The sequence below is a fragment of the Streptomyces sp. NPDC050145 genome (assembly GCF_044460245.1).
GTDB lineage: Bacteria > Actinomycetota > Actinomycetes > Streptomycetales > Streptomycetaceae > Streptomyces.
On sequence record NZ_JBITJS010000017.1, the window covers coordinates 176,152 to 188,203 of the forward strand.

8 protein-coding genes are annotated in these 12,052 nt (G+C 72.6%); 7 read left to right on the forward strand and 1 reads right to left on the reverse strand.

Features of this window, described 5'->3' with window-relative positions:
• Nucleotides 1-13: 13 nt before the first annotated feature.
• From ACIBTU_RS30490 to argF, 5 genes are all read left to right on the forward strand, one after another.
• Nucleotides 14-934, forward strand: coding sequence for an LLM class F420-dependent oxidoreductase (locus ACIBTU_RS30490; RefSeq protein ID WP_399129781.1), 921 nt, complete (start codon nt 14-16; stop codon nt 932-934).
• A gap of 384 nt (nt 935-1,318) precedes the next feature.
• On the forward strand, nt 1,319-2,839 hold the full coding sequence (locus ACIBTU_RS30495) for a 3' terminal RNA ribose 2'-O-methyltransferase Hen1 (RefSeq protein WP_399129782.1): 1,521 nt from the start codon (nt 1,319-1,321) through the stop codon (nt 2,837-2,839).
• Nucleotides 2,836-5,439, forward strand: coding sequence for a polynucleotide kinase-phosphatase (locus ACIBTU_RS30500; protein WP_399129784.1), 2,604 nt, complete (start codon nt 2,836-2,838; stop codon nt 5,437-5,439). Before ACIBTU_RS30495 ends, ACIBTU_RS30500 begins: the two co-directional genes overlap by 4 nt.
• A 153-nt stretch (nt 5,440-5,592) precedes the next feature.
• Nucleotides 5,593-6,822, forward strand: coding sequence for an arginine deiminase (locus ACIBTU_RS30505; RefSeq protein ID WP_399129785.1), 1,230 nt, complete (start codon nt 5,593-5,595; stop codon nt 6,820-6,822).
• 143 nt (nt 6,823-6,965) lie between these two features.
• The gene (gene argF, locus ACIBTU_RS30510) at nt 6,966-7,973 is read left to right on the forward strand and encodes an ornithine carbamoyltransferase (protein WP_399129787.1); all 1,008 of its coding nucleotides are present in this window, start codon (nt 6,966-6,968) and stop codon (nt 7,971-7,973) included.
• 66 nt (nt 7,974-8,039) lie between these two features.
• Here argF and ACIBTU_RS30515 read toward each other — a convergent pair whose 3' ends face one another.
• Complete coding sequence (locus tag ACIBTU_RS30515; RefSeq protein WP_188341254.1) at nt 8,040-8,465, reverse strand: ATP-binding protein; 426 nt, start codon at nt 8,463-8,465, stop codon at nt 8,040-8,042.
• A 361-nt stretch (nt 8,466-8,826) separates the two neighbouring features.
• Here ACIBTU_RS30515 and ACIBTU_RS30520 point away from each other — a divergent pair, with 361 nt between their 5' ends.
• Nucleotides 8,827-9,657, forward strand: a complete 831-nt coding sequence (locus ACIBTU_RS30520) for an enoyl-CoA hydratase family protein (RefSeq protein WP_399129788.1) — start codon at nt 8,827-8,829, stop codon at nt 9,655-9,657.
• An 8-nt stretch (nt 9,658-9,665) separates the two neighbouring features.
• Nucleotides 9,666-11,948, forward strand: a complete 2,283-nt coding sequence (locus tag ACIBTU_RS30525; protein ID WP_399129790.1) for a bifunctional salicylyl-CoA 5-hydroxylase/oxidoreductase — start codon at nt 9,666-9,668, stop codon at nt 11,946-11,948.
• Nucleotides 11,949-12,052 lie beyond the last annotated feature (104 nt).

The following is a 12,052-nucleotide window of genomic DNA, read 5'->3' on the forward strand; positions in this document are numbered from 1 at the left end:
GCAGGATGGAGGTATGGATCTTCGCATCTTCACCGAGCCCCAGCAGGGGGCGACCTATGGCACGTTGCTGACCGTCGCGAAGGCGACCGAGGACCTCGGCTTCGACGCCTTCTTCCGCTCGGATCACTATCTGCGCATGGGCTCGTCCGACGGGCTGCCCGGCCCCACCGACGCCTGGATCACCCTCGCCGGTCTCGCCCGGGAGACCCGGCGCATCCGCCTCGGCACCCTGATGACGGCAGGCACCTTCCGGCTGCCCGGCGTCCTCGCCATCCAGGTGGCCCAGGTCGACCAGATGTCGGGCGGCAGGGTCGAACTGGGCCTGGGCGCCGGATGGTTCGAGGAGGAGCACAAGGCGTACGGGATCCCGTTCCCCAAGGAGAAGTTCGACCGACTGGAGGAGCAACTGGCCATCGTCACCGGGTTGTGGGGCACCGAGCCCGGCGCCACGTTCACCCACGACGGCACCTACTACCAGCTCGTCGACTCCCCGGCGCTGCCCAAGCCGGCGCAGGCCAAGGTGCCGGTGCTGATCGGCGGGCACGGGGCGAAGCGGACGCCCCGGCTGGCGGCGCGGTACGCGGACGAGTTCAACATCCCGTTCGCCTCGATCGAGGACTGCGAGCGGCAGTTCGGCCGGGTCCGGGCCGCCGCCGAGCAGGCCGGCCGCCGGGGCGACGACCTCGTGTACTCCAACGCGCTGGTGGTCTGCGTCGGCCGGGACGAGGCCGAGATCAAGCGGCGGGCGGCGGCCATCGGCCGGGACGTCGACGAGCTGCGGGTGAACGGGCTGGCCGGGTCGCCGGCCGAGGTGGTCGACAAGATCGGCCGCTACGGGGCGATCGGGTCGAGCCGGATCTACCTCCAGGTCCTGGACCTGGACGACCTGGACCACCTGGAACTGATCTCCGCACAGGTCCAGTCGCAGCTCTGACGGCTCTTCCCCGAGCCGAGCGGGTGGAGCGGCCCTCGGCGCCAGGGAGGGGTGGGATCTGCCGGAGGGTGCCGCCGCTGCGGTCGTCGGCTCCACCGGCCGCGGATGGTGGGGCGGCCCGGGACGGACTTGCCGTAGCTCGTCCAGCCCGGGTGCCCGCCCGAGCTCGGACGGGTCCTCGCTCGCGCCGCGCCTGTGCCGCGCCTCGGCACGGGACGTGGCGGAGCCACGCGCACCGGCGAGGGCGCCCCCGGCCGGGACGATCTGCCAGTGCCGAGGAGCGGCCCCTGGCCCCGGCATCCCGGCACCAGGCGCCCTGCCCCGCTCGGCACCCCCGGTAAAACTCGCTGGTCGCCGGGGTCCGGGATGGGGAGACTGGTGGGCGTGTTCCTGACGATCAGTACCACCGGTACCCCTGAACGCCCCGCGACCGACCTCGGGTTCCTGCTGCACAAGCATCCCGAGAACGCGCAGGCGTTCTCCACCTCCTACGGCACCGCGCACGTCCTCTACCCCGAGGCGAGCGCGGAGCGGTGCACGGCCGCGCTGCTGCTGGAGGTCGATCCGGTGGCGCTCGTCCGGCGCGGCAAGGGCAAGGGCGGCAAGGGGCGTGGCGGTGCGGCGGACGCGTCGCTCGCGCAGTACGTGAACGACCGGCCGTACGCGGCGTCGTCGCTGCTGGCGGTCGCGCTCAGCGCGGTGTTCTCCAGCGCGCTGCGCGGGGTGTGCGCGGCGCGTCCCGAGCGGGCCGAGGAGACCATGCCGCTGCGCATCGAGGTGCCCGCGCTGCCGGCGCGGGGCGGCCCCGACCTCGTACGGAAGCTGTTCGAGCCGCTCGGGTGGGCGGTCACGGTGGTGGCGGTGCCGCTCGACGAGAAGTTCCCCGAGTGGGGCGACTCGCGGTACGTGCGGCTCGTCCTGGAGGGGGAGCTCCGGCTCGCGCAGGCGCTGCGGCACCTGTACGTGCTGCTGCCCGTGCTCGACGACGCCAAGCACTACTGGGTGTCGGCCGACGAGGTCGACAAGCTGTTGCGGGCGGGGGACGGCTGGCTGGCCGGGCACCCGGAGCAGAAGCTGATCACCAGCCGGTATCTGGCGCGGCGCTGGTCGCTGACCAGGGAGGCGCTCGGCCGGCTCGAGCTGGTGCGGCTCGCGGACGCGGACGACACCGAGGTCGAGGCGATCGACAACGCGGTGGACGAGACGGCCGACACGGAGGAGCGGCCCGTTCCGCTCGCGGTGCGGCGGCGTGAGGCGATCGTCGGCGCGCTGCGCGAGGCCGGGGCGGCACGGGTGCTCGATCTGGGCTGCGGCCAGGGCCAGTTGGTGCAGGAGCTGCTCAAGGACCCGAGGTTCACGGAGATCGTCGGCATGGACGTGTCCGTGCGCGCCCTCACCATCGCGGCCCGGCGGCTCAAGCTGGACCGCATGGGGGAGCGGCAGGCCGCGCGCGTCCAGCTGCGGCAGGGCTCGCTCGCCTACACCGACAAGCGGCTCAAGGGGTACGACGCGGCCGTGCTGAGCGAGGTCGTCGAGCACCTCGACCTGCCGCGGCTGCCGGCGCTGGAGTACGCCGTGTTCGGTTCCGCGCGGCCCCGCACGGTGCTCGTGACCACGCCGAACGTGGAGTACAACGTCCGCTGGGAGTCGCTGCCCGCCGGGCACGCGCGGCACGGCGACCACCGGTTCGAGTGGACGCGCGCCGAGTTCCGGGAGTGGGCCGGGCGGGTCGCCGAGCGGCACGGGTACCAGGTCGCGTACGTGGCGGTCGGGCCCGACGACCCCGAGGTGGGGCCGCCGACGCAGATGGCGGTCTTCAGCCTGAAGGAGACGCCCGCCCCGAGCGGGACCGCGAAGAACACCGAAGAGAACCACCGCGCCGAGAAGGAGGCGAAGGACGGATGAGCGGGAACGACATCGACAACGGCAACGGCATCGACCACCGGGAGAGCGGGCGGACGCTGCCCGTCACCGACCTGAGCCTCGTCGTGCTGATCGGCGCCTCGGGATCGGGCAAGTCCACCTTCGCCCGCGCCCACTTCAAGGCGACCGAGATCATCTCCAGCGACTTCTGCCGGGGCCTGGTCGCCGACGACGAGAACGACCAGAGCGCCAGCCGTGACGCGTTCGACGTGCTCCACTACATCGCCGGTAAGCGGCTCGCCGCCGGCCGGCTCACCGTCGTCGACGCGACCAACGTGCAGCAGGAGAGCCGCCGTCAGCTGGTCCAGCTGGCCCGCGAGCACGACGTGCTGCCCATCGCGATCGTCCTCGACGTGCCGGAGGACGTCTGCGCCGCGCGGAACGCTCAGCGCACCGACCGCGCCGACATGCCCCGCCGCGTCATCACCCGGCACACCCGCGAACTGCGCCGCTCCCTGCGCCACCTGGAGCGCGAGGGCTTCCGCAAGGTGCACGTCCTGCGCGGCGTCGAGGAGATCGCGCACGCCGGTGTCGTGCGCGAGAAGCGGTACAACGACCTGACGCACCTCACCGGCCCCTTCGACATCATCGGCGACATCCACGGCTGCGCGGCCGAACTGGAGACCCTGCTCGCCGAGTTGGGCTACGTGGACGGCGCGCACCCCGAGGGGCGTACCGCCGTGTTCGTCGGCGACCTCGTCGACCGCGGACCCGACACCCCCGGTGTCCTGCGCCGCGTCATGGGCATGGTGAAGGCGGGCACCGCGCTGTGCGTGCCCGGCAACCACGAGAACAAGCTGGAGCGCTGGCTCAAGGGCCGCAACGTGCAGCACACGCACGGCCTCGCCGAGACGATCCAGCAGCTGGAGAAGGAGAGCGAGGAGTTCCGCACCGAGGTGCGTGAGTTCGTGCACGGCCTCGTCAGCCACTACGTGCTCGACGGCGGCAAGCTCGTCGTCTGCCACGCCGGCCTGCCCGAGCAGTACCACGGCCGTACCTCGGGACGGGTGCGTTCGCACGCGCTCTACGGGGACACCACGGGGGAGACCGACGAGTTCGGGCTGCCCGTGCGCTACCCGTGGGCGGAGGACTACCGCGGCAAGGCGGCCGTCGTCTACGGCCACACCCCGGTGCCGAACGCCACCTGGCTCAACAACACCATCTGCCTCGACACCGGAGCCGTCTTCGGCGGCAAGCTCACCGCGCTGCGCTGGCCGGAGCGCGAGCTCGTCGACGTACCGGCCGAGCAGGTCTGGTACGAGCCGGCGCGGCCGCTCGCCACGGAGGCGCCCGGCGGGCACGAGGGCCGGCCGCTCGACCTCGCCGACGTGCACGGGCGGCGCACCGTCGAGACCCGGCACGCCGGGCGCGTCGCCGTGCGCGAGGAGAACGCGGCGGCGGCCCTGGAGGTCATGAGCCGCTTCGCCGTCGACCCGCGGCTCGTGCCGTACCTGCCGCCGACCATGGCGCCGACCGCCACCTCCGCGGTGGACGCCCGCGGCGGAGCCGCTGATGGAGACTTCCTGGAGCACCCGGCGGAGGCGTTCGCCCAGTACGCGGCGGACGGCGTGGCCCGGGTCGTGTGTGAGGAGAAGCACATGGGCTCGCGGGCCGTGGCGCTCGTGTGCCGGGACGCGGAGACCGCGCGTGAGCGGTTCGGCGTGGACGACGGGTCGGTCACCGGCTCGCTCTACACGCGGACCGGCCGCCCGTTCTTCGACGACCCCGAGACCACCGAGGCCGTCCTCGCCCGGGTGCGGGACGCCGTCACCGCGGCCGGACTGTGGGAGGAACTCGACACCGACTGGCTGCTCCTCGACGGCGAGCTGATGCCCTGGTCGCTCAAGGCGTCCGGGCTGCTGCGCTCGCAGTACGCGGCGGTCGGCGCGGCCTCCGGCGCGGCGTTCCCCGGCGTCCTCGCGGCCCTGGAGACGGCCGCCGCGCGCGGGGTCGACGTGGGCGATCTGCTGGAGCGGCAGCGGGGCCGGGCCGTCGACGCCGCCGCGTTCACGGACGCGTACCGGCGCTACTGCTGGACCACGGACGGGCTCGACGGGGTGCGGTTCGCGCCGTTCCAGATCCTCGCCGTGCGGGGCCGGTCGCTGGCCGCGCTGCCGCACGACGAGCAGCTCGCGCTCATCGACCGCGTCGTCGAGCACGACGGGTCGGGGCTGCTGCGCACGACCCGACGGCTGTTCGTCGACACCGGCGACGCCGAGTCCGTACGGGCCGGGGTCGACTGGTGGCTGGAGATGACCGGGCGCGGCGGCGAGGGCATGGTCGTGAAGCCGGTCGGAGCGCTCGTCCGGGACGGGAAGGGGCGGCTCGTGCAGCCCGGCATCAAGTGCCGAGGGCGCGAGTACCTCCGGATCGTCTACGGGCCCGAGTACACGCGGCCGGAGAATCTCGCGAAGCTGCGGCAGCGTTTCCTCGGGCACAAGCGGTCCCTGGCGATCCGGGAGTACGGGCTGGGGCTCGAGGCGGTCGAGAGGCTGGCCGGGGGCGAGCCGCTCTGGCGGGTGCACGAGGCGGTGTTCGGGGTGCTGGCCCTCGAGTCCGAGCCGGTCGACCCTCGGCTGTGACGCAGGGCTCGGGCCCTATAGGGCGCCCACGCGCTGGCCGGGTTCCGGCGCGTGGGCGGCCGTCCCGCCGTCGTGGCTGGTCGCGCACCCCACCGGACCCGCGCGTCCGCGAACCCGCGCGCGAGCGGCCCCCGCGGGGGAAAGATGGGTCCCATGGGATTCCATGTCGACTCCGAGGCCGGGCGGCTGCGCCGCGTCATCTTGCACCGGCCCGATCTGGAGCTGAAGCGCCTGACGCCGAGCAACAAGGACCAGCTGCTCTTCGACGACGTGCTCTGGGTACGCAGGGCACGCCAGGAGCACGACGGTTTCGCCGACGTGCTGCGCGACCGCGGTGTCACCGTCCACCTCTTCGGTGACCTGCTCACCGAGACGCTGGGCGTCGACACCGCCCGCGCCCTCGTCCTGGACCGCGTCTTCGACGAGAAGGAGTACGGTCCGCTGGCCACCGACCACCTGCGGGCCGCCTTCGAGACACTGCCGGAGGAGGAGCTGGCCACGGCGCTGATCGGCGGCATGACCAAGCGGGAGTTCCTCGAGGCGCACCCGGAGCCGACCTCCGTACGCTTCCACGCGATGGAGCTGGACGACTTCCTGCTCCGGCCGCTGCCCAACCACCTGTTCACCCGGGACACCTCCGCGTGGATCTACGACGGCGTGTCCATCAACGCGATGCGGCTGCCCGCCCGGCAGCGCGAGACCGTCCACTTCGAGGCGATCTACCGGCACCACCCGCTCTTCCGCGACGAGGACTTCCGCCTGTGGTCGCGCGGGCAGGCCGACTACCCGTCGACGATCGAGGGCGGAGACGTCCTCGTCATCGGGAAGGGCGCCGTCCTCATCGGCATGAGCGAGCGCACGACCCCGCAGGCCGTGGAGATGCTCGCGCACAAACTGTTCGCGGCCGGTTCGGCCCGCACGATCGTGGCCCTCGACATGCCCAAGCGGCGGGCGTTCATGCACCTGGACACGGTGATGACGATGGTCGACGGGGACACGTTCACGCAGTACGCGGGGCTCGGCATGCTGCGCTCCTACACGATCGAGCCGGGCACCTCGGAGCGGGAGCTGAAGGTCACCGACCATCCGCCGGAGCACATGCACCGGGCGATCGCCGCCGCGCTCGGGCTGAGCGAGATCCGGGTGCTGACCGCGACGCAGGACGTGCACGCCGCCGAGCGGGAGCAGTGGGACGACGGGTGCAACGTACTGGCCGTCGAGCCCGGCGTTGTCGTCGCGTACGAGCGGAACGCGACCACGAACACGTTCCTGCGCAAGCAGGGCATCGAGGTGATCGAGATCCCCGGCAGCGAGCTCGGCCGTGGCCGGGGCGGCCCGCGCTGCATGAGCTGCCCGGTGGAGCGGGATCCGGTGTCCGCCTAGCCCCGGTGGGGCGGCGTGTGCGTTTCAGGGGCGGACGTCACGGACAGGGGGGCTGTATATAAATGTGGAACATCGTATAGACTTCCAATGTCGTGATGTCCTCTTTCCGTCATGCCGTCCCTCAGCCTGCCAGGAGCAACCCCATGAATCTCACCGGCCGCCACTTCCTCAAGGAGCTGGACTTCACCGCCGAGGAGTTCCGCGGTCTGGTGGAGCTGGCCGCCGAGCTGAAGGCCGCCAAGAAGGCGGGGACGGAGACCCAGTACCTCAAGGGCAGGAACATCGCCCTGATCTTCGAGAAGCCCTCCACCCGCACCCGCTGTTCCTTCGAGGTGGCGGCCGCCGACCAGGGCGCCTCGACGACGTACATCGACCCGTCCGGTTCGCACATCGGCAAGAAGGAGTCGAGCAAGGACACGGCCCGGGTCCTCGGCCGGATGTTCGACGCGATCGAGTTCCGGGGCGACGCCCAGGAGACCGTCGAGACGCTCGCGGCCCACGCCGGCGTGCCGGTCTACAACGGCCTGACGGACGACTGGCACCCCACCCAGATGCTCGCCGACGTGCTCACGATGACCGAGCACAGCGCCAAGCCGCTCACGGACATCGCCTTCGCGTACCTGGGCGACGCCCGGTTCAACATGGGGAACTCGTACCTGGTCACCGGCGCGCTCCTCGGCATGGACGTACGGATCGTCGCGCCGAAGGCCTACTGGCCGGCCGAGGAGATCGTCGCGAAGGCCCGTGAGCTCGCGGCGGCCAGCGGCGCGCGGATCACGCTCACCGAGACGGTCGAGGAGGGCGTCCTCGGCGCCGATTTCGTCGTCACCGACGTGTGGGTGTCGATGGGGGAGCCCGCGGAGATCTGGGACGAGCGGATCAAGGCCCTCACGCCGTACGCCGTCACGATGGACGTCCTGCGTGCGACTGGGACCGCCGACGTGAAGTTCCTGCACTGCCTCCCCGCCTTCCACGACCTGGGCACCAAGGTCGGGCGCGAGATCCACGACAAGTACGGCCTGGAGTCCCTCGAGGTCACCGACGAGGTCTTCGAGTCGGAGCACTCCGTCGTCTTCGACGAGGCGGAGAACCGGATGCACACCATCAAGGCCGTCATGGTCGCCACCCTCGGCCGCACTCCGGGTGCCTGACCCGGCCCGGAGCGTCCGAACCCCCGGAGGGCGGCAGTCGCCCGTAACGGTGGGTTCCGCGAGGGCCTAGTCCTCGGACGCGGGGCGCTGGCGCGGCACCGCGGGGAGCGTGAACCACACCGCCTTGCCGGAATCGGTGGGGCGGTGCCCGCACGAGGCCGACAGGGTCCGGATCAGCAGCAGACCCCGCCCGTGCTCCTGCCAGGGATCCGGTTCCTCGGCGTCGTCCGGATTCGTGAGGTCCGAGGGAGGCGCCGGGTCCGGATCGTGCACCTCGACCTGGCAGCCGGTCTCCAGGAGCTCCACGACCAGCTCGATCGGCGCGTCCCCCGTCGTGTGCTCCACCGCGTTCGCCACCAGCTCCGCCGTCAGCAGCTCGGCGGTGTCCGTGTCGGCGCCCGGCGGCTCGATGTCACCCAGGGCGGTACGGACGAGGGCGCGGGCGACCGGCACGGCGGCGGCCGTGTGCGGCAGGGCGATGCGCCACGACATGGGGGTGGAGGGACTGGGCAAGGCGGGTCCTGAGGGCGGGGGGCTCGGGGCTGGCGTTCTCGGAGCTGCGGTCTCTGGGCGGGGCGGGAGGCCCGTTCTGCTCGGGTTCCGCCGGTTCGGCTCGGGGTGACTGTCCTGCTTTCGACCGTATGAATGGTACGGCGTGTGCGCCAGGGTCTCCTGGCGACGGTTTCGCGGGCCCTTCGTCCCCGGGCCGTCGCCCGTGCGGCGCGGGGCCCGGCACTCTCATCATGCCCAGCGCCCCGCCGTTCTATCGCGCACTCGTGACGGCGGTCACGAAGCGGTGATAGCTTCGAGAGGAGGAGCCGCCGGGAACCCCGCCGTAGGAGGCCGCACGCGCATGAGTCCCTTCACCGGATCCGCCCCCCGCACCGAGAAGTGGCGCCACCTGGACTACGCCGTGGACGCGCACGGTGTCGCCACGGTCACCCTCGCCCGGCCCGAGAAGCTCAACGCGCTCACCTTCGGCGCGTACGCCGACCTGCGCGACCTGCTCGCCGAGCTGTCCCGGGAGAAGTCCGTACGCGTCCTGGTCCTGGCCGGTGAGGGCCGCGGATTCTGCTCCGGCGGCGACGTCGACGAGATCATCGGCGCCACGCTCGGCATGGACACCGCCCAGCTCCTGGACTTCAACCGGATGACGGGCCAGGTCGTGCGCGCCCTGCGCGAGGCCCCGTTCCCGGTGATCGCCGCCCTGCACGGGGTCGCCGCGGGCGCCGGAGCCGTCCTCGCGCTCGCCGCCGACTTCCGCGTCGCCGACCCCAGCACCCGCTTCGCCTTCCTGTTCACGAAGGTCGGCTTGTCCGGCGGCGACATGGGCGCCGCGTATCTGCTGCCCCGCGTCGTCGGTCTCGGCCACGCCACCCGCCTGCTCATGCTCGGCGACCTCGTGCGCGCCCCCGAGGCCGAGCGGATCGGCCTGATCAGCCAGCTCACCGAGGAGGGCGACGCCGACACGGCCGCCCAGGCCCTCGCCCAGCGCCTCGCCGAGGGCCCCGCGCTCGCCTACGCGCAGACCAAGGCGCTGCTCACCTCCGAGCTCGACATGCCGCTCGCCGCGTCCGTCGAGCTGGACGCCGCGACGCAGGCGCTGCTGATGAACGGCGAGGACTACGCCGAGTTCCACGCGGCCTTCACCGAGAAGCGCCCGCCGAAGTGGCAGGGGAGGTGAGCGCGGCCGTGCCCGCTCAGCGCATCGCCGTGATCGGCGGCGGCCCCGGCGGCCTGTACGCGGCCGCCCTCCTCAAGCGTCTCGACCCCGCCCGCGAGATCACGGTCTGGGAGCGCAACGCGCCGGACGACACCTTCGGCTTCGGCGTCGTCCTGTCCGACGAGACCCTCGGCGGCATCGAGCACGCCGACCCCGTCGTGTACGCGGCGCTCCAGGACGAGTTCGTGCGCTGGGACGACATCGACATCGTGCACCGCGGCGCCCGGCACACCTCCGGCGGCCACGGCTTCGCCGCGCTCGGCCGGCGCCGCCTCCTGGAGATCCTGCAGAGCCGCTGCCGGCAGCTCGGCGTCGACCTCCGCTTCCGCACCGAGGCACCCCCGGCCGCCGAGCTCAGCGCCGCGTACGACCTGGTCGTCGCCGCGGACGGGGTCAACAGCCGCACCCGCGCCGCCCACGCCGACGCGTTCGGCCCGCACATCGAGGAGCACCGCAACCGCTACATCTGGCTCGCCGCCGACTTCGCCTTCGACGCCTTCCGCTTCGAGATCGCGGAGACCGAGCACGGGGTCATGCAGCTGCACGGCTACCCCTTCGACGCGGAGCGCTCCACCGTCATCGTCGAGATGCGCGAGGAGGTGTGGCGGGCCGCCGGGTTCGCGGACACCGACGTACGCGCATCGATCGACACCTGCGCCAAGATCTTCGCCGACGCGCTCGGCGGACGCGGCCTGACCTCCAACAACTCCGCCTGGCTCACCTTCCGCACGGTCGTCAACGACCGCTGGTCGCACGGCAACCTCGTCCTCATCGGCGACGCCGCGCACACCGCGCACTTCTCCATCGGCTCCGGCACCAAGCTCGCCGTCGAGGACGCCCTCGCCCTCGCCGCCTGCCTACACGAGCACCCCACCACCGAGGCGGCCCTCAAGGCGTACGAGGCGGAGCGGCGGCCCGTCGTCGCCTCCACACAGCGCGCGGCGCGGGCCAGTCTCGCCTGGTTCGAGGAGCTCGGCCGCTATCTCGACCAGCCGCCGCTCCAGTTCGCCTTCAACCTGCTCACCCGCAGCCGCCGCGTCACGCACGACAACCTGCGGCTGCGCGACCCCGGCTTCACCGAGTCCGTCGAGCGCGAGTTCGGCTGCCCCGAGGGCACGCCGCCGATGTTCACCTCGTTCGCACTGCGCGGACTCGCCCTGCGCAACCGGGTCGTCGTCTCGCCCATGGACATGTACTCGGCGGTCGACGGCGTCCCCGGCGACTTCCACCTCGTCCACCTCGGCGCGCGGGCGCTCGGCGGCGCGGGGCTCGTCATGACGGAGATGGTGTGCGTCAGCCCCGAAGGCCGCATCACCCCCGGCTGCGCGGGCCTCTACACCGACGAGCAGGCCGCCGCCTGGGCCCGGATCGCCGACTTCGTGCACGCGCAGTCGCCCGGCACCGGGATCGGCCTCCAGCTCGGCCACTCGGGCCGCAAGGGCTCCACCCGCCTCATGTGGGAGGGCATGGACGAGCCCCTGCCCTCCCCGAACGACAACTGGCCCGTGGTGGCCCCCTCGCCCCTGCGCTACAAGCCGGACAACCAGCTCCCGCGCGAGCTCTCCGTCCCCGAACTGGACGCGATCCGCGAGGAGTTCACGGCCGCCGCCCGGCGCGCGGCCCGCGCCGGATTCGACCTCCTCGAACTCCACTGCGCGCACGGCTACCTGCTGTCCAGCTTCCTCTCACCGCTCACCAACCGCCGCACGGACGCCTACGGAGGTTCCCTGGAGGCCCGGCTGAAGTTCCCGCTGGAGGTCTTCGACGCGGTGCGCGAGGTCTGGCCCGAGGACCGGCCCATGACCGTCCGGATCTCCGCGACGGACTGGGCCGAGGGAGGACTCGACGGGGACGACGCGGTCGCCGTCGCCCGGGCCTTCGCCGCGCACGGGGCCGACGCGATCGACGTCTCCACGGGGCAGGTCGTCGCGGAGGAACGCCCCGCGTACGGGCGCTCCTACCAGGTGCCCTACGCGGACCGGATCCGCAACGAGGCGGGCGTTCCCGTCATCGCCGTCGGGGCGATCTCGTCGTGGGACGACGTGAACTCGCTCGTCCTCGCGGGGCGGACGGATCTGTGCGCGCTCGGGCGGCCGCATCTGTACGACCCGCACTGGACGCTGCACGCGGCTGCGGAGCAGGGGTATTCGGGGCCCGGCGCGGTGTGGCCGGCGCCTTACCGTGCGGGTAGCCGCCGCCCCCAGACGGGCCGCCTGGACGCGCCCAAGCCCCGACTGGTCCTGCCTGGCTGAGCGATCGTTGCGGGGTGCGGGTGGGTGGGGGCTGGTCGCGGGGGGGGGGGGGGCCCCCCCCGCGCCACCCCCACCGGGGGGCGGCGGGCCCCCCGAGGGGGGCC